The organism is Ligilactobacillus murinus DSM 20452 = NBRC 14221 (genome assembly GCF_001591685.1).
GTDB lineage: Bacteria > Bacillota > Bacilli > Lactobacillales > Lactobacillaceae > Ligilactobacillus > Ligilactobacillus murinus.
In genome coordinates, this window is sequence record NZ_BCVJ01000041.1 from 1 (window position 1) to 18,177 (window position 18,177).

Below are 18,177 nucleotides of genomic sequence, written 5' to 3' on the forward strand. Positions count from 1 at the left end.
GCTATATTGCTTTCTCAAATGTGATCATTTGATATATTTGATTACGTTTGTTCATATTTTATATAGCAGGAAGAAAATTAATGGCGCGATTGATGGGGCTAGACGTAGGTTCAAGAACCGTCGGAGTAGCAGTTAGTGACGAATTGGGCTGGACAGCTCAAGGTGTTGAGATCGTTAGGATCAATGAAGATGAAGAACAGTTTGGGATCGAACGGATCGCTGAATTGGTCTTAAAATATGATATTAAAGGTTTTGTTCTCGGATTACCTAAAAATATGAATAATACTTTAGGACCTCGAGCAGAAGCTTCTAAAAATTATGGTAAACTTTTAGAAGAAAGATTTGCTTTGCCCGTTGATTTTTGTGATGAACGATTGACAACTGTCGAAGCAGAACGTATGCTAGTTGAACAAGCTGATACTTCACGCAAGAAGCGCAAGCAAGTGATCGATAAACTAGCTGCGGGCTTGATCTTGCAAAACTATCTTGATAGCAAAGGCAAGTTACTCTCAGAATTATAAGAAAGAGCAGGTATTGATAATGAGTGAACAAGAAGAAAAGATGATCACACTAGTTGACGCAGATGGCAACGAAACTTTATACGAAATTTTATTCACATTTGAATCAGAAGATTACGGCAAGGCCTATATCTTGTTGATTCCAGCCGGTTCAGAACCTGAAGAACAAGTTGATGTTTTAGCCTTCTCCTTTAACCCTGACGAAGATGGTCAAGCTAAGGATGCTGAACTTTACGATATCGAAAGTGATGAAGAATGGGATATGGTCGAAGGTGTCTTAGATACTTTCTTGAATGACGAAAATCTCCAATAATTCTTTTCACTTACAGGCCCTGAGTATCTTTTGGATATTGAGGGCTTTTTTTGTAAGTGGAGGGCTGTGTGATCCATATTTTTCCACACTTAGATATTATGCTAAAATAGAGTATGTTAATTTTTGATTAGGGGGCTTTTTTGAGAATGCCTGAAAATAAGCGACGTTTTAAAGTTAAGATTGCAAATGAAGTTTATACGATCATCGGTAAAGCAGAACCAGATCATATGGCAGCTGTTGTCAAGATCGTAGAAGAACAATTGGCGGAGATCAAAGAATTGATGCCATCATTAAATAATGAAAAAGCAGCGATCCTATTAGCGATCAATGCAGTTTCAGATCAGTTATATAAACAAGAAGAATTGCTGAAATTAAAGCAAACAAAACCAAAAGAATAGAGAAAAAATGATTTTAACAATAGGTATTTTGATCGTACTAATAGCAGCTTTTCGTCATGGAACGCATAAGGGGCTAGCGGCGATCTTTATCAAGCTAGTTGGCTTTGTAGTAGTCGCAGGCCTGGGACTTTACTTTGCACCTAGTTTGGGACAAAAGTTAAGTAGTATATTGGCAACGACAGAAGTGAATCGGATCTTCTACCAGATGCTGGCTTTTTGGGTCATCGCGATCATTGGTGGTTTAGGACTACGGTTCATTACAAATGCAGTCCGCCAAACAGCCAAGAAGATACCGATCATTTCCCAAGCTGACCGTCTATTAGGTGGTCTTTTTTCGGTAGCAATGATGTATGGTGTGATCTTCTTTTTGTTGCTACTAGTGGATACTTGGCCTGGTGTGCAACCAAAACCATTTATCGCCGAATCTAGCGTAGCACAATTTATGTTAAAAAAGACACCAGTCATCTCACAACAAGTATTAGATAACTGGTTACTTGAACCACAGGGGGATGGAAATGAATCGTAAAAGTTTAGCGATCCTCGAATATGACAAGATCAAACATAAGTTGTTCCAACATGCGACAACTGAAATGGGTAAGCGTCAAGTCAAGCGCTTAAGCCCTAGTACTGACCTTGATGAGATTCAGGTGAAGCTCTTACAAACAAAAGATGGCGCAGATATTTTGCGCCTAAAAGGTGGGGTACCAATCCCACAGTTAACGTTGATCACCGATCATCTTAAACGTTTGGAGATCGGAGCAACGCTAAATGGCAAGGAATTAGCTGAGATCAGTCAGGTGTTGCGCTCAGCTAATGAAGTGCATCGCTTTTTTACGGCTCTAGCAGATGAAAAAGTTGAATTGAATTATCTGTATGAACTCGAAGAACAACTTGAGACGCTACCACAATTAGCTAAGCGACTGCAAGTATCATTGGAAGCTGATGGCTATGTGACCGATGATGCATCCAGTCTTTTGCGCTCATTGCGCCGTCAGATCTCAACAACTGAAGCCACGATCAGGAACCGTTTAGTGGCATTGACTCGTGGTAATAATGCCAAATATCTGAGCGGGGCGAATGTGACGATCAGAAATGATCGCTATGTTATCCCTGTGCGAGCCGAGCATAAGGGAAAATTTGGTGGGATCGTTCATGACCAAAGTTCTTCGGGGCAGACCTACTTTATCGAACCCCGTGAGATCGTAGAGCTAAATAATCGCCTCAAGCAAGAGCAAGTTGCTGAAAAAGAAGAGATCTTGCGGATCTTACGCGAATTATCGGAAGAAACGATGCCGTATACGGCTGAGTTGGCACACGATGCTAAGATCTTAGGTGAATTTGACTTTATCAATGCTAAAGCAAAATACGCTAAAGAGCTCAAAGCAACACAACCTTTATTGTCAGAACAAAAAGACATTTACTTGCGTCAAGTTTGGCATCCGCTGTTAGAGATGGATAAAGCGGTCAAAAATGATATTATCTTAGGAAAAGATTATCAAGCAATGGTGATCACCGGACCTAATACAGGTGGTAAGACGATCACGTTAAAGACTTTGGGATTAGTTCAAATGATGGGACAATCAGGGTTATTTATCCCAGCTTTTGAAAATAGTCGGATCGGGGTCTTTAAGGATATTTTTGCTGATATTGGAGATGAACAATCGATCGAGCAAAGTCTAAGTACGTTTTCTTCGCATATGACAAATATCGTCAATATTTTAGAACGGGTCGATCAAGACTCCCTTGTTTTATTCGACGAGTTGGGAGCTGGGACTGATCCACAAGAAGGGGCTGCGCTTGCGATCGCGATCTTAGACGCTATCGGGGCTAGTGGAGCTTATGTTTTGGCAACGACACACTATCCTGAGCTTAAAACATATGGCTTTGAACGGACCCAAACGATCAATGCTTCGATGGAATTCAATGAAGAAACATTACGGCCGACATATCGGTTGCTTATCGGGATCCCAGGGCAAAGTAATGCGTTCAATATTTCCGAGCGCTTAGGGCTATCCCAAACGATCGTCACAGCCGCTCGGAATTTAGTCGCTAAAGACAGCCAAGATCTAAATAATATGATCGCTGATCTGGTTGCAAAACGGCGTCAAGCAGAAGAAGAGGCGATCAGTTTGCAAGCAAACCTTGATGAAGCCCAAAAATTGCACCACGATTTGGCAACGGCCTATGAACGTTTTGTCAATGAGCGTGAGCAAATGCAAGATCAAGCCAAGCAAAAGGCTAACGAGATCGTCGAACAAGCTAAACGAAAAGCTGATGAGATCATCAGTGAATTACGAGCATTAAAACAAAATGCAGCTACCCAGATCAAGGAAAATGAACTGATCGATGCCAAGGCCAATTTAAATGCGCTTGAGCAAAAACGGGCTTTGAAGAAAAATAAAGTCTTGAAACGTGCTAAACGCAAACAAGCTTTCAAGCCAAACGATGATGTGATGGTGACCTCGTATGGCCAACGCGGGGTCTTGGTGCAAAAAGTCGGTGAACATGTTTGGGAAGTTCAGTTAGGGATCTTGAAGATGAAGATCGATGAAGCTGATCTCGAAAAGATCAATGTTGAACCAAAGAAAGTCAAACGTGCTGGGACCGTCTTGCGCTCAGCCAAAACGAGCCATGTTTCACCTCAACTTGACCTGCGAGGCAAGCGCTATGAAGAAGCAATGACTGAGGTGGATCGCTATATTGATGCCGCGATCTTAGCGGGATATCCGTCAGTAACGATCGTGCATGGTAAAGGGACCGGAGCCTTGCGCCAAGGGATCACACAGTATCTGCAATCTAATCGTGCTGTTAAAAGCTTTAATTTTGCAGCTCCGAATAATGGTGGCAATGGAGCTACGGTCGTTTATTTCCGTTAAAACAAATAAGTTGCTTTTTGGTTTAGATATGATATATTCTTACTGAATAAATATAAAATGAAGAGTGAGGGAACAGCGTAATGGTAAAAGAATGGACAGATGAAGACTTTGCACAAGAAACTGCAAGTGGTGTGACTTTAACTGATTTTTGGGCAACATGGTGTGGCCCTTGTCGGATGCAAGCGCCTGTAGTTGAAAAGCTTGCCGAAGAGATGGCAGGCCAAGTGAAGATCGGTAAAGTTGATGTTGATAAGAACCAAGCTACAGCAGCTAAATATGGTGTAATGAGTATCCCAACTTTATTGATCCAAAAAGATGGTCAAGTAGTTGATACTTTGATCGGCTACCATGATAAAGGCGCACTCAAAGCAAAATTAGAACAATATCTTTAATAAATAACGCGGGCGCTACCATGATGTTTTGTATCGTGGTAGCGCCCGCGTTATTTATTTAGATGGATAACTGTAAAAGATAAATAGATCTATGTTTAATTTTCTTCTGATCCAGTCAAGATGTTAAGAGGCTGTTGTTCTTCGATAAAGTCGAGATCAAGGGGATCTTTAGTGTCGACTTGGACTAAGATCGTTACAGTACCATGTGTCTTTTTATCAATGATCGCTTCTGTGACGAAACCGAGTTGATTTTGGATCGTTTCTGCCAAAAAGCCCGCTTCGATCAAAAATTCACAAGCTGAATTCAATTTTTGTCGCGTCTCAACGATCTGACCAGTCAATTCAAAGTATTGTTGTTCCTTTTTGGCTTTGACCCGCTCTAACTTTCCCCAATTTGCCTGTTCAAAGAAGATCGGTAACTCTTCATCTTTAGCTAAAGGAAAGAGACGGGCTAAACGTCTGCCAGCCCAATAAAGTATATTGTTATCCTTACCCAAGATATCGGGGATCAAGGCATCGCGGATCAAAGTCGCACCGAGTTGATCTTGCGAACTTGCCAGTTCATAAAAATTATCTTGCATTAAAAAAGACACATCCTTAATAATAGTTATTACTCTAATTATACCGTGTTACTAATGATTTTTAAACTCGGTGGATAGTGGTTAGTTTGAAATCAAGGTGTGCTTTAGTGCATAATTGTAGTGAGGTGATGTTCATGGATAAGATTTTAATTGCAACTAAAAATGAAGGTAAGGCTAAAGAGTATCGGAAACTATTTGAACCAAAGGGCTTTGAAGTTGTGACGTTAAATGATCTAAATGATCCGATCGAGATCGTCGAAGATGGTAAAACGTTTGCGCAAAATGCAGCTATCAAAGCGCTAGCCTTAGCTGAAAAATACCAAGTGATCGCTTTAGCAGATGACTCAGGGCTGATGGTCGACTATTTAGATGGGGCCCCAGGGATCTATTCGGCACGTTATGCTGGCGATCACGATGATGAAGCCAATAAACAAAAATTGTTGGCTGAATTAGCCGGTGTTGCTTCTGATAAACGGACAGCTCATTTTCATTGTGCGATCGTCGTTGCTAGTCCAGCTGGCGCACAGTTGGCAGTTGAAGGTGAAGTCAACGGTGTGATCTTAGAGAAACAACGCGGACAAGGTGGTTTTGGTTATGACCCACTGTTCTATTATCCGCCATTTGAGCGCTCATTTGCCCAATTGTCAATGGAAGAAAAAAATAGTGTCAGTCATCGTGGGCGAGCAGTCAATGCTTTGATGGAACGTTTTGATGCATGGCTAAATGAGGTACGATAAAATGAAATATTTAGTTGTTAGTGATAGTCATGGTGATAAGGCGATCTTGCAAAAATTGGTCACAGCTTACGCAGGTAAAGTTGATCTGATGTTACATTGTGGTGATTCAGAGTTGCCAGTAACAGATGAAGTTTTCAAATATTTTAAAGTCGTTCGTGGTAATTGTGATTATGATCTGGATCTACAAGACGAACAATTTTTTGATCGTGGTCAAGACAAGATCTTGTTAGTTCACGGGCATTTACTTGGTGTAGGCTTTGGCTTGGGTGGTCTACAAGCTAAAATGGATGAATTGGGTGCCAATATGGCTTTCTTTGGGCATACTCATCAATTAGGGGTCGAAGTAATTAATGGTAAACTACTTTTGAATCCGGGAAGTATCAGCTATCCACGTGGAAAATACACTGCGATCGGTGGAACATTTGCGATAGTTGAGACTTTTGCTGACGAAAATGGTAAGCAGATCGAGGTCCAATACTATGACCGTGAGTTAAATGCGATCCCAGAATTGCAAGTGACATTTAATGGCAAATGAGAATGCATATCTTAAACGTAAGCTAGTTATTTGGTGTGTTATCACCTTATTAGTGTTTGCTACTAGATTTTACCTAGCTTTTGCATGGTTAGATCTGGTTTTTGTCCTCTGTGTTATTTGGACGGGACTACTCTTTTTAAGTTATTGCTTTTTTGCGTTAAAAAATTTGAATAAATAGTTGACGTTATTTAAAAAGAGAGTATACTAATAAGAGTAGTCATTGCCCGTTGGTCAAATTGGTTAAGACGTCGCCCTCTCAAGGCGGAGTTACGGGTTCGATCCCCGTACGGGTGATAAGTCAAAGCTGTTGGTTTTACCAGCGGCTTTTTTTATAAAGTTAGTGAATAATTCTTTTAAATTTGTTAATGTTAATAAATTATTATCAAAAAATAAGTTCAAAGGTGCTATAATAGGTGGAGTAAGTAAAAAGGATTACTATCAAGTTAGGAGGAGAAACATGCTTAGAAAAACGAAAAATTTTCTACGTGCACACGGTGTCGAGTATGAAAAAGAGCACGTTAATCCGTTGATGGTGCCTGAGAGAGTATATGTACTGAAGTTTGGCAAAAAAGACGGTAAGTTTTTGAATCGTTTTATCGTTGAACATAGTTATACCTGGACAGGACGTGACAAGATCAATAAGATCACTTTACGGTTGCACGGCCAACAACATCCACGTGAATTTGCCAACGAGGCTAAATTATTACAGTACTTGAAAAAGCATGCCCACCGTTATGTTAAGGAAAAAGACCGTAACAAGCATACGGCAAAACGTGGGTAGGATATAAGACGGAGAGCTTGGGTGCAGGAACGCCCAAGCTTTTTTATTGGAGAAAAGGCTAGTTAAAGAAAGCTTAGCTGTGTATATGATAGTTAAGAGTATATAAAAAGATCACTCAAATTTAGCAAAAATTTGAGTGATCTTTTTTAGTAGTTGGGCATACAGGGTTCGAACCTGTAAATTATGGATTCAGAGTCCACTGCCTTACCGATTTGGCGAATGCCCAATAAAAACTCAACTATTACAGTTTATGCCTGTCGCGTAGCTTTGTCAATACTTATAAATAGAATTATTTTGTTGCACTAATATATCAGATCATAACTCTTTTTGTATAGATAATCGTTAAAAATATTTTGATATACACTTTTATGTTGTTAACAAAAAGTGTATAATGAATAAATATTAATAATTATGTATAAGAGGAAGGGTTTAATGTGAATAAAAAGAAAATCAAACTTTTTGGTTTGGTAATGATGATCTTTTCAACGATCTTTGGATTTGCGAATTCGACCGTCGCTTATGAACAGATGGGATATGGTAGTATCATGTGGTATATCTTAGCGGCGCTCTTTTTCTTTCTTCCCAGTGCTTTGATGTTAGCCGAGTATGGTGCTGCTTTCAAAGAAGCAAAGGGAGGGATCTATTCTTGGCTAGCAGGTTCAGTCGGAGAAAAGATCGCTTTTATCGGGACGTTTATTTGGTTAGCTTCGTGGGTCATTTGGTTAGTCTCAACGTCAAATAAAGTCTGGATCCCGTTATCGGCTTTGCTTTTTGGCAAAGACACCACTCAGAGTTGGAATTTTTTGGGTCTAGGTGCAACGCAGACGATCGGGTTATTAGCGATCATTTGGATCTTGGGAGTCACATTTTTTAGTACTCGTGGGATGGATTTTGTTGCTAAGGTCGGTTCGATCGGGGGATTCTTCACGATCGTTTTGAATGTGATCTTTTGTGTGGCTAGTGTTGTGATCTGGATCGCTGATCATGGTGCTTTAAAACAACCGATCACAAGCTGGAGCAGCTTTACGACTTCACCTAATCCAGATTTTAGTACGCTGGTCGCTTTGTTATCCTTTGTAGTCTATGCGATCTTTGCATACGCTGGTATGGAATCGCTTGGTGGCGTCATGGATGATATTGAAAAGCCAGAAAAAACTTTTCCACGGGCGGTTTTGATCTCAACTTTAGTGATCGCGCTTAGTTATTCGTTGATGATCTTTATGTGGGGGATCAGTACTAATTGGCAAGAGGTCATTGGAAATAATGAAGCTAACCTGGGAAATATTACATATGTTTTGATGAATAATCTAGGCGTCGTTTTAGGTCAAACGCTGGGCTTATCAGCACAAACGAGCCAATTTCTTGGAGTCTTGATGACGCGCTTTGCTGGCTTGGGGATGTTTATCGGTTATGTTGGGGCCTTTTTTATCTTAGTCTATTCACCGATCAAATCATTTATTTTAGGTTCTGATCCTAAGCTTTGGCCTAAAAAAATGACAAGCTTAAACAAAGCAGGAATGCCAGCCTTTTCAATGTGGCTTCAAGCAACGATCGTTTGTATCTTCATCTTCTTAGTGGCTTTTGGGGGCTCAGCTGCCCAAAAGTTCTATACGATCTTGACGGATATGGCTAATGTCTCAACGAGTTGTCCGTATCTCTTTTTAGTTGGAGCGTTTCCGTTCTTTAAACAAAGAACTGATATCGAGCGGCCCTTTGAATTTTTCAAGAGCCGTAAATGGACATGGATCGTAACAGCCGTGGTGTTACTAGTCCTTGCAGGTGGGATAATCTTTACTTGTGTTGAACCTATTTTACGACACGAGTATGATACTGCCTTTTGGACGATCATTGGACCAGTCTTTTTTGGGGTGATCGCTTGGCTCTTTTATCATCAAGCAGTAGTTAAGGGAAAACTCGATAAATAGTCGTCAAAGTACGAATATGTAGGCAAAAGTTTACGTATTCGTACTTTTTTAGTGCTATAATCAGAAAAAATCAAGTTCTGTAGGTGATCTGATGAAAGTTGTCATTGTTGGTGGGACTGGTTTTGTTGGACAAGGTATCTTGCAGGTCCTAGTTAAGGATAAGACACTTGAATTATATAGTTTATCGCGTGGTGGCAAACGCCCAGGCAGTGTAGCTGGTGTTACTTATCAACGAGTAGATCTAGAGCACCCAAATGTTTGGCAAACCTTGCTCAAAGAGGCGGATTGGGTCATTGATTGTGTGGGGATCTTATGGCCTGATCGTAAAAAGCAGTTGGATTATCAAAATGCTAGCATTAAACCTGCTAAAAAGATCATTGCGACTATCAAAACAAGCGAAACTAAATTTTTGTTCATCTCCGCTAATGTGGGGTTTCCGGCTTATTTAAGAGCTAAACGGACTGTTGAAAAATATGCACACCAAGTTTTAGGGAAACGTGCCTATGTGGTGTATCCCGGCTTGATCTATGATCGTACTAAAAAGAGAACTTATTATTTAGGAAAGATCTTACACGTAATTACCTTTTTGCCGGGGTTGAAGAAGTATCGACCGGTCAAGCGAAAAATACTAGCCCAAGCGATCGAAAAAATTTTACAGGGGAAAACAAGTGAATTTGAAAGATTGCGTAAATGATATGTTATATTTTATAACATTCGCAGGTTGTGATTCCGATAGTGCTGATTTAATTATAAATGTTGTTATATTAGGGTTTTTAGCAAGTGTTGGCTCTTTTTGATTAATTACATGTCATAAAAGTTAATCGAAAATTAATTTTATTTTTTGGGATTAAGATAAAAGCCTGTTTTTATAGGCTTTTTTAATAGTGTTATGATACAAAATCTAAGTTTTATATTATGATTTGAGCTTTCATGTACTATCTTCTGACAAAAGTTGTGCTATAATAATTTTATATTAAATTCTAGTAAAGGGGAGTTCCCATGAAGAAGTTTATTGCAATGTTAAGTGCAGTGCTTGGATTGTTTATGTTGGGTGTTTTCTCCCAACCACAGATCCAAGCTGCATCAGAAAAGACATATACGATCGACACGGATGTGACTTTCCCACCGTTTGTGTATGCCAACACAGAGAATAAGTATGTGGGGATCGATTTAGATCTTTTACGTGCAATTGCTAAAGAAGAGGGCTTTAAAGTAAAGATCCGCCCCGTTGGCTTCAACGCTGCTGTTCAATCCGTGAGTGCTGGCCAAGCCGATGGGATGATCGCTGGGATGTCGATCACAGAAGAAAGAAAGCAAAAGTTTGATTTTTCAGATCCATATTATTCTGCCGGGATCGTAATGGCAGTCAAAGATGGTAGTGGGATCAAAAGTTTATCTGAGTTAAAGGGTAAAAAAGTTGCTGTTAAGACTGGGACAGCTGGGGCTGATTATGCTAATTCGATCAAAGATAAATACGGTTTTGAGATCGTAACGTTCGATGATTCAGATGGTGTGTACAATGATGTCCTCAATGGTAACTCGGCCGCCTGTTTTGAAGATAGTGCTGTAATGTATTATGCGATCAAAAATGGCTTAGATCTAAAAGTTGTAACTAAGCCAGCTAATACGACAGAAACTGGTTTTGCTGTTAAAAAAGGGCAAAACCAAGAACTACTTAAGATGTTCAATGAAGGTCTAGCTAAGTTGAAAGCTAACGGTGAGTATGACAAGATCATCAAAAAATATACAGAAGGCAAAGCAACCTCTGAAACTAAGGTCAAGTCACAAACAGCAACTGCTGAAGATCGAACAGTTTTAGGTATCTTAAAAGAAAATAAAGATGCCTTTATCTCAGGGATCATTGAGACGCTGAAGTTGACGGTTGTGGGTATTTTTTGTGCCACGATTTTTGGGATCTTTGTCGGTTTGTTAGGTGTCGTACCAAACAAATTCTGCCGTGGTCTTTCGACAACGATCATCTATATCTTCCGGGGGCTACCATTGATCGTGTTAGCGCTGTTCATTTATAATGGGGTCCCAAGTTTGATCGGTAGTAAAGTCCCAGCTTTCTTAGCTGGTGTGATCACGTTGATGTTAAATGAAGGTGCCTATACGGCTGCCTTTGTTAAAGGTGGGATCGAATCGGTCGATAAAGGGCAGATGGAAGCAGCACGTAGTTTAGGGCTACCGTTTGGTAAATCAATGCGTCGGGTCATCTTACCTCAAGGGATCAAGATCATGGTCCCATCGTTTATCAACCAGTTCATCATTACTTTAAAGGATACCTCGATCTTATCTGTTATCGGGTTGCTTGAACTTACTCAGACTGGTAAGATCATTATCGCTCGCAACCTAGAAGGCTTTAGGGTCTGGGCGATCGTTGCAGTGATCTATTTAGTCATCATTACAGTTTTAACACTTCTTTCAAAGTGGATCGAACGGAGGATCAATAATTAATGACAGATTTAAAAGTAGATGTTACGAATTTAAAGAAAAACTACGGCTCAAATCAAGTGCTAAAAGGCATTGATTTTAAAGTTGCAAATAATGAAGTAGTCGTTTTGATCGGGCCTTCTGGTTCAGGGAAAAGTACTTTATTACGTTGCTTGAATAAGCTCGAAGAACCAACTTCTGGATCGATCGTGATCGATGGACATGATATCAGTGATCCTAAGACAAATATCGATAAGGCTCGTGAAAATATCGGGATGGTATTCCAACATTTTAACTTATTCAACAATTTGAGTGTGAGTGAAAACATCATGCTAGCACCAGTTGAGTTGGGTAAAGCCAATAAAGATGAAGCGATGACGACTGCTAAAAAATTACTAGAAACGGTCGGTTTAGCTGATAAATTCGATGCGATGCCAGCTTCACTTTCAGGTGGACAAAAACAACGGGTAGCGATCGCACGTGCTTTAGCGATGAATCCAGATATCATGTTGTTTGACGAACCGACCTCGGCGCTTGACCCAGAAATGGTCGGCGATGTTTTGGAAGTTATGAAAAATCTAGCTAAAGAGGGGATGACGATGGTCGTTGTGACCCACGAAATGGGCTTTGCTAAGGAAGTTGCTGATCGGGTCGTCTTCATGGCTGATGGCTATGTTGTCGAAGAAGGACGTCCCGAAGCGATCTTTGAAGATCCCCAAAATGAACGGACTAAAGCGTTCTTAGAAAAAGTTATCAATATCTAATGTAAAGGGTTCTGTCTGGAGACTGGCAGAACTTTTTATATTTTTTGACAAATACCTATGTAAAAAAATATTGATATATACTATAATGAAAGAGCTTTGATAAAGTAAAAAATTTTAGGGGGGATCGAAGTGACGCAAGCGATTCTAGTCATGCACGAAAAAAACGGGGATTATTACCGGATGAACAAAACTTCTTTTGAAAAGTTGCCGGTGATCGGTGAGCATATTTATAATAATGACGGTCTGACTTATCTGATCGAAGATGTGGTATCTTTAGCTGGATATGAGTCGGCCAAAGCAGTTACGGCGATCCTTGTAGTTAAACCGACTGCTAAGACTGATCCAGTCAGTGAACTCTACGGCCTGGATCCTGAAAAAGACTTTGAAATGTAATTAAAAGGTGAACTGCTCAGGTAGTTCGCCTTTTTATTTGGGTTTGTAATTTGAAGTTATTTTTGCTAGAGTGTAAATATTATGATGACAGGAGTGATGAATATGGTAGCAGACCCTGAGCTGCCTGCCTCATGGCGTAAAACTTTTATGACCCTTTGGCTAGGGTGTTTTATGACGGGATTGAATTTTTCGATGACGATGCCATTTATGGCGCTTTATATTGAAACATTGCATCCTTATGGAAAATTTGAATTGAACTTATATGCGGGCCTAGCCTTTGCTGTTACATATCTAGCCCAAGCGATCGTTTCACCACTATGGGGCAATCTTGCCGATCAAAAAGGGCGCAAACTCATGTGTTTACGGGCCTCTGGGGTGATGACTTTTACGATCTTTGCCGTTGGCTTAGTCCACCATGCTTGGACGATCGTATTACTGCGCTTCGTTCAAGGAGCTTTTTCTGGTTATATCAATAATGCGACTGCTTTTATGGCAGGTGAGACCCCACATAATCGTTCCGGTGCTGTTATGGCAAACATGATGACAGCCAATGTGACGGGAAATTTGCTCGGTCCACTAGTTGGGGGGGCTATTAGCTGGTTTTGCCGGTTATCGGGTAACGTTTTTTGTTTGTGGGGCGATGATGGGGATCGTCTTTTTGTTGACCTTATTTAACACGAAAGAACATTTTACGCCGATCCCAGCTAAAAAGATGAAGCCAATGAAAGAGATCTTTGCACAATTAGAAAACAAACAGTTGATCATTGCAATGTTTATCACAACGTTGTTTATCCAATCGGCCTTGATGTCGATCGCGCCGATCGTCAGTTTGTTAGTCAAATCATTGATGCATGGTACGGGAAATGTTTCCTTTGTCAGTGGGGTCGTGGCGGCAATGCCTGGTTTTGGGACGTTGTTAGTTGCTTCACGCTTAGGTGTCAAGATGGATAAGATCGGACCTTTAAAAGTATTAGTCTTTGGTTTAGTTGCTGCTATGGTAGTTTTTTTGCCGATGTACTTTGTGACTTCACCATGGAGTTTAGGTTTTTGGCGTTTCTTATTGGGGATCGCTAATGCAGCGCTATTACCTGCAGTTCAAACTGTTTTGACGGTCAGTGTCCCACGGGAAGCTTTTGGACGGATCTTTAGTTATAATCAATCATTTCAAGCAGCGGGGGCGATGCTTGGCTCGATGATGGGGTCGCTCATCTCGGGATTATTCAACTATCAAGCGGTCTTTTTGGTAACAGCAGCTTTGATGGCGTTAAACTTACTTTTGATCTGGAAAGTCCACCGTCCACTTGAAAACGAAAAATGATCAAAAAGTGTAAATAAATGCGGTCAGCGCCGTATACGTAACAAGGACCTCAAGCTGATACATTGCATCAGCTTGAGGTCCTTGTTATCTTGTCTCACTATAGTACAGTTACTATTCAAATGAGAGCTCTAATAAGTACATGTTTTTTTGGGTCAAATGCGATGTTGTGGCCCAAACTTCGTGATGATCAATGTAGTCGTGACCAGCTAGTTGCCAAAAACTGTCTAAAAGATCACCGTTTTGAGCTAAAAAGTCATCAGTCAAACAATTGACCATTAATTTATTGTCCGGAAAATAAATGTTTGCATCAGCAACTTTGATCACGTCTTTGAAAAAAATCTGGATCACATTGTCGTAACGTGATCTTAAGGCAAAGATCTTTTCAGGATGGCGCTTCAAATATGATAAAATGCTGAAAATCGAATCAGAATTACTTGCCAAAAATACTACCCCCATTATCTATCAACATTTTAGCACAATCATTTGAATTATGGTTGTGCGAAGTTTTAGGTAAAATGTTTTGCATGTTGGCATGGTAAATCTATAATAGAGATAGGTGTTTTTAGAAAAAGAGAGTTGGTGAAACTAGTGATACATTTTTATTTAGTCCGCCACGGACAGACACGTTTGAATCGATCGCGTCGCTTGCAAGGGACAACGAATTCTCCGTTGACCAAAAAAGGGATCCGTATGGCAAAGCGACTAGGCCAAGAATTGAAAAATATCCGTTTTGAAGCTGTTTACACGAGTGATCTTCAGCGGACCAAGGAAACAGCGCGCTATATTCTTGCGGAAAATAAACAGGGTTATCCGCCAATTTATAGTGATCCCGATCTGCGTGAACTGAGTTTTGGTAGATTTGAAGAAGCTAATAATTTTACGATGGTCCCTACAGCTTTGCGGACTTTGGGTTTGCGAAAGATCTTGCGGGCTTTTGCCAATGAAGAGCATGTCTCTGAGTTGACTGAGCTTTTTCGCACGATGGATGGTGAAGAAGAGATCGAGACGTCGGTTCACCTCGAACAGCGCTTTACCCGTGCTTTAAAGACGATCGCCTGTGAATATGAAGGTAAGGATTGTAATATTTTGATCGTAACGCATGGTTTGATCTTGTCGAATTTCTTAGAGTCGTTGAACGGTGATGTACCGCTATTTTTAGTCGACAACTCTCGGGCAAGTCGGGTAGACTATGCTGATGGTAAATTTAAGATCATCTATATCAATCAATTGAAACAAGAGGAAAGTTGAGCATGAACGAAAAAACAGTTGCCTTATTACACCAGCTGGTAGACCAAAAGATCGTGCCTGGGGTCTCCTATGCCATGATCTGTCAAGATGATGTCCAAACTGAAGTCTTTGGCAATAAGCAACTAGTTCCAGCGCTAAAGCCACTAGAAGATGGGGCTTTATATGATCTGGCTTCGTTGACTAAGGTCATTGGGACGACGACGGTGATCTTACAGCTGTTGGAGGCTAAAAAGTTACGATTAGACGATCGAGTTGCTAAATATTTACCGCGCTTCAGCGATCAAAGGGTGACTTTGCGCCACTTATTGACCCACACATCTGCTCTTAGTGGTTACATAAAAAATCGTGATCAACTGCCACCAACTGAATTGATGGCGGCTTTGTATACCTTGAAACCAGCTGCTTGGTTGGGGAAAAAGGTCGTTTATGCCGATATCGGCTTGATCTTACTGGGACAGATCATTGAAGTTTTTTACCATCGACCTGTGCAAGCGGTGATCACGACCGAGGTTTTACGGCCATTGGGTATGAAAAATTCGACCTTTGCTCCTCCAAAACAGCAGTGTGTGCCAACTGAGCTAACGGCGACTAGAGGCTTGGTCCAAGGAGAAGTTCATGATCCTAAAGCTTTTATTTTAGGAAAACATTGTGGATCGGCGGGGTTATTTTCTAATTTAGCTGATCTGATCAAATTTGCTAAATGGATGCTTGCTCCCCAAACGATCCCGGGAATATTAGCACCAGAAACGGTCGCGATGCTCTATGCTGACCATACTCCGACCCATGATCTTGGACGCTCGCTAGGTTGGGATCTGCGTTATGATCGCAGTAAGACACCGTGTCTTTATCATACTGGGTTTACCGGAACTTTTATGCTGCTTGATCAAAAAGGAAAAAATGCCCTGATCGTTTTAACAAACCGCGTGCATCCAAGGGCAGATAATGAAGCATTTTTAGAATGGCGTGATAAGATCGTCGCTACGTATCTTGCGGAAAAAGACTAGATGGAAAAGGTTTACAATTCATTTGAGTGTGATAGAATAAATGTATAGACTTTTAGACGAGGCGATGATGAAGATGAGTAATGAACCATTATTTTTAGAACCATATTTTCAAGAAAAAATTTGGGGTGGCGACCGCTTACATACTGAATACGGTTATCAGATCCCAAGTGATCATACAGGTGAATGTTGGGCGATCTCGGCCCACAAACATGGACCGGCGATCGTTGAAAATGGACCATACAAGGGTCTGACTTTGACTGAGGTCTGGGATAAGCACCGTGAAGTTTTTGGTAACGCTAAAGGCGATGTTTTCCCGCTATTGACGAAGATCTTGGACGCTAAAGCTGATCTTTCTGTGCAAGTGCACCCAGATGATGCTTACGCTAAGGAGCATGAAGGCGAGTTGGGTAAGACTGAATGTTGGTATGTATTAGCTGCCGATAAAGGAGCCCAGATGTATTACGGGCATCATGCAAAGACGCGTGAAGAGTTAGCTGAGATGATCGAAAATAAACAGTGGGATAAGTTGTTACGCAAGATCCCAGTCAAAGCCGGTGACTTTCTATATGTTCCAGCAGGTACGATCCATGCGATTGGTAAAGGGATCATGGTCCTTGAGACGCAACAAAGTTCAGATACGACTTATCGCTTGTATGACTTTGATCGGGTCGATAAAACGACTGGTAAAAAGCGGGAGTTGCATTTGAAGCAATCGATCGATGTGACCAACGTTCCCCATGTTGATCCTAAATTGGATATTCAAACGACTGTAACAGGGGATAAAAAAGTTACCTGTTTTGTCGATACTGATTTCTTTGCCGTTTATAAATGGGAGATCGATGGTAGTGCGACCTTTGAACGCCAGCAAGCACCATACACACTGGTCTCAGTCTTAGATGGAAACGGCCAGTTGGAAGTAGAGGGTCGCACCTATGAACTCAAGAAGGGGATGCATTTTATCTTACCTTATGCCGTTAAATCTTGGACGTTGGCTGGGAAGATGATGTTGATCGCTTCTGAACCAGGTAAAAAAGCATGATCAGAGTCAAGCAGCCTTGTTGTGAAAGCAATGAGGCTTTTTTGTAATGAAAATGTAATAAAGGGGAATTGATAATTAAAACGTTATTTAATTTATTAATAAAAATATAATCATTTGGGTTTTAGCAATTATATTGCTACTGGTAGATCTGGTCATACCAATGTGTACTATTGAGTGACAATAGATCGTATAAAAAATAGCTAATTTTATTTGTAAAAAAATTTAAATGTTTTGGGTAAAATATAGCCGACCTTTAGTTAAAATTACATTGACTCTCATTATATTATGATGATAATATCAATTTTGTTAAAAATAAGAGAAAGGTGGGGGCACATATGGGCGCAATTTCCGTAACTCCTGAGCAATTACGTGCTTCGGCAAAAGTTTACATCCATGCATCACAAGAGATCCAACAACAGATGCAACGGGTACAAAATGAGAATAACACGATGGCAAATGAATGGCGAGGGCAAGCTTTTCAGGCTTATCTCCAACAATTTGAACAATTGAAGGGGAATGTCAATCAAATGACACAGCTTTTAGAGCAGATCGATCAACAGCTTGAAACATACGCTAATACCGTTGAACAACGGGATAACGAAGATCGCAACGCTTTTGGTTTGCACTAGTTTTAAAGGGACCTCAATTTTATAAGTTGGGTCCCTTTTTTGGTAAGAAAAAAGAAGAGGTGAACGATACGCATGAAAAAATACATAACTAAGCGGCATTTTAGCTTAGCGTTGATCAGTTTATTAGGGGGATGTTTGGTGTTTAGTTTAGTCTGGTTGGGGCTTAAAAACCACAGTGTCGTGCGACATGATGAAAATGCACAGGCTAATAATAAAGTTCGCTATGTCTTAGTTAATCAAGATAACGGAGCAAAATTCAACGGTAAAGAGTATAACTTGGGGGGCGACTTTTA

Annotated in this window: 20 protein-coding genes, 2 tRNA genes and 2 pseudogenes; 21 read left to right on the forward strand and 3 right to left on the reverse strand. The window is 40.6% G+C overall.

Going from position 1 to position 18,177, the window contains the following annotated elements; all coding sequences use genetic code 11:
• Window positions 1–80: 80 nt before the first annotated feature.
• The 6 genes from ruvX to trxA all read left to right on the forward strand — a co-directional run bounded on the left by ruvX (window position 81) and on the right by trxA (window position 4,497).
• Entirely contained in the window at window positions 81–521 is a 441-nt protein-coding gene (ruvX, locus tag LMU01S_RS07700; protein WP_056958592.1) for a Holliday junction resolvase RuvX, read from the forward strand.
• Window positions 522–540: 19 nt separating this feature from the next.
• Complete coding sequence (locus LMU01S_RS07705) at window positions 541–831, forward strand: DUF1292 domain-containing protein (RefSeq protein WP_005920432.1); 291 nt, start codon at window positions 541–543, stop codon at window positions 829–831.
• 146 nt (window positions 832–977) lie between these two features.
• Window positions 978–1,229, forward strand: coding sequence for a cell division protein ZapA (zapA, locus tag LMU01S_RS07710; protein ID WP_004049269.1), 252 nt, complete (start codon window positions 978–980; stop codon window positions 1,227–1,229).
• Between the two features lie 7 nt (window positions 1,230–1,236).
• A complete protein-coding gene (locus LMU01S_RS07715; RefSeq protein WP_056958590.1) occupies window positions 1,237–1,755 on the forward strand; it encodes a CvpA family protein in 519 nt (172 codons plus the stop codon).
• Complete coding sequence (locus LMU01S_RS07720) at window positions 1,745–4,105, forward strand: endonuclease MutS2 (RefSeq protein WP_056958588.1); 2,361 nt, start codon at window positions 1,745–1,747, stop codon at window positions 4,103–4,105. Before LMU01S_RS07715 ends, LMU01S_RS07720 begins: the two co-directional genes overlap by 11 nt.
• 80 nt (window positions 4,106–4,185) lie before the next feature.
• On the forward strand, window positions 4,186–4,497 hold the full coding sequence (gene trxA, locus LMU01S_RS07725) for a thioredoxin (RefSeq protein ID WP_004049262.1): 312 nt from the start codon (window positions 4,186–4,188) through the stop codon (window positions 4,495–4,497).
• 95 nt (window positions 4,498–4,592) lie between these two features.
• Here the strand turns inward: trxA and LMU01S_RS07730 are convergent, their stop codons facing one another.
• The gene (locus LMU01S_RS07730) at window positions 4,593–5,078 is read right to left on the reverse strand and encodes a YslB family protein (RefSeq protein ID WP_056958586.1); all 486 of its coding nucleotides are present in this window, start codon (window positions 5,076–5,078) and stop codon (window positions 4,593–4,595) included.
• Window positions 5,079–5,212: 134 nt separating this feature from the next.
• On the opposite strand from LMU01S_RS07730, the gene LMU01S_RS07735 reads away from it, so the two are divergent.
• The 4 genes from LMU01S_RS07735 to LMU01S_RS07750 all read left to right on the forward strand — a co-directional run bounded on the left by LMU01S_RS07735 (window position 5,213) and on the right by LMU01S_RS07750 (window position 7,131).
• Complete coding sequence (locus LMU01S_RS07735) at window positions 5,213–5,815, forward strand: XTP/dITP diphosphatase (RefSeq protein WP_004049260.1); 603 nt, start codon at window positions 5,213–5,215, stop codon at window positions 5,813–5,815.
• Between the two features lies 1 nt (window position 5,816).
• Window positions 5,817–6,350, forward strand: a complete 534-nt coding sequence (locus LMU01S_RS07740) for a metallophosphoesterase family protein (protein ID WP_056958584.1) — start codon at window positions 5,817–5,819, stop codon at window positions 6,348–6,350.
• 221 nt (window positions 6,351–6,571) lie between these two features.
• Window positions 6,572–6,644: transfer RNA gene (locus LMU01S_RS07745), tRNA-Glu, on the forward strand.
• 163 nt (window positions 6,645–6,807) lie between these two features.
• Complete coding sequence (locus LMU01S_RS07750; protein WP_056958582.1) at window positions 6,808–7,131, forward strand: thioredoxin domain-containing protein; 324 nt, start codon at window positions 6,808–6,810, stop codon at window positions 7,129–7,131.
• Between the two features lie 153 nt (window positions 7,132–7,284).
• Here the strand turns inward: LMU01S_RS07750 and LMU01S_RS07755 are convergent.
• Window positions 7,285–7,357 (reverse strand) — tRNA-Gln (locus LMU01S_RS07755).
• A 208-nt stretch (window positions 7,358–7,565) separates the two neighbouring features.
• Between LMU01S_RS07755 and yjeM the strand changes: the two genes are divergently transcribed.
• From yjeM to LMU01S_RS07785, 6 genes and pseudogenes are all read left to right on the forward strand, one after another.
• Window positions 7,566–9,056, forward strand: a complete 1,491-nt coding sequence (gene yjeM / locus LMU01S_RS07760) for a glutamate/gamma-aminobutyrate family transporter YjeM (RefSeq protein ID WP_082613042.1) — start codon at window positions 7,566–7,568, stop codon at window positions 9,054–9,056.
• A 91-nt stretch (window positions 9,057–9,147) separates the two neighbouring features.
• Window positions 9,148–9,750 carry an NAD-dependent epimerase/dehydratase family protein gene (locus tag LMU01S_RS07765; protein ID WP_056958580.1) on the forward strand — a complete coding sequence of 201 codons (603 nt, stop codon included), beginning with the start codon at window positions 9,148–9,150 and terminating at the stop codon, window positions 9,748–9,750.
• Window positions 9,751–10,055: 305 nt separating this feature from the next.
• Window positions 10,056–11,513, forward strand: a complete 1,458-nt coding sequence (locus LMU01S_RS07770) for an amino acid ABC transporter substrate-binding protein/permease (protein ID WP_056958578.1) — start codon at window positions 10,056–10,058, stop codon at window positions 11,511–11,513.
• The gene (locus LMU01S_RS07775; protein ID WP_056958576.1) at window positions 11,513–12,253 is read left to right on the forward strand and encodes an amino acid ABC transporter ATP-binding protein; all 741 of its coding nucleotides are present in this window, start codon (window positions 11,513–11,515) and stop codon (window positions 12,251–12,253) included. Before LMU01S_RS07770 ends, LMU01S_RS07775 begins: the two co-directional genes overlap by 1 nt.
• A 129-nt stretch (window positions 12,254–12,382) precedes the next feature.
• Complete coding sequence (locus tag LMU01S_RS07780; RefSeq protein ID WP_004049247.1) at window positions 12,383–12,646, forward strand: hypothetical protein; 264 nt, start codon at window positions 12,383–12,385, stop codon at window positions 12,644–12,646.
• Between the two features lie 102 nt (window positions 12,647–12,748).
• Window positions 12,749–13,964 (forward strand): annotated as a pseudogene (locus LMU01S_RS07785) (MFS transporter).
• Between the two features lie 111 nt (window positions 13,965–14,075).
• On the opposite strand, the gene LMU01S_RS07790 reads toward LMU01S_RS07785, so the two are convergent.
• The gene (locus tag LMU01S_RS07790) at window positions 14,076–14,405 is read right to left on the reverse strand and encodes a hypothetical protein (protein WP_056958574.1); all 330 of its coding nucleotides are present in this window, start codon (window positions 14,403–14,405) and stop codon (window positions 14,076–14,078) included.
• 138 nt (window positions 14,406–14,543) lie between these two features.
• On the opposite strand from LMU01S_RS07790, the gene LMU01S_RS07795 reads away from it, so the two are divergent.
• From LMU01S_RS07795 to LMU01S_RS07815, 5 genes and pseudogenes are all read left to right on the forward strand, one after another.
• Window positions 14,544–15,212, forward strand: coding sequence for a histidine phosphatase family protein (locus tag LMU01S_RS07795; RefSeq protein WP_056958572.1), 669 nt, complete (start codon window positions 14,544–14,546; stop codon window positions 15,210–15,212).
• A 2-nt stretch (window positions 15,213–15,214) separates the two neighbouring features.
• Window positions 15,215–16,216, forward strand: coding sequence for a serine hydrolase domain-containing protein (locus tag LMU01S_RS07800; RefSeq protein ID WP_056958570.1), 1,002 nt, complete (start codon window positions 15,215–15,217; stop codon window positions 16,214–16,216).
• A 73-nt stretch (window positions 16,217–16,289) separates the two neighbouring features.
• The gene (gene manA, locus LMU01S_RS07805) at window positions 16,290–17,255 is read left to right on the forward strand and encodes a mannose-6-phosphate isomerase, class I (protein WP_056958593.1); all 966 of its coding nucleotides are present in this window, start codon (window positions 16,290–16,292) and stop codon (window positions 17,253–17,255) included.
• Between the two features lie 335 nt (window positions 17,256–17,590).
• Window positions 17,591–17,884: a WXG100 family type VII secretion target gene (locus LMU01S_RS07810; protein WP_056958568.1), complete on the forward strand. Its 294-nt coding sequence runs from the start codon at window positions 17,591–17,593 to the stop codon at window positions 17,882–17,884.
• A gap of 72 nt (window positions 17,885–17,956) precedes the next feature.
• A pseudogene (locus LMU01S_RS07815) lies at window positions 17,957–18,177 on the forward strand (hypothetical protein); the annotation flags it as partial.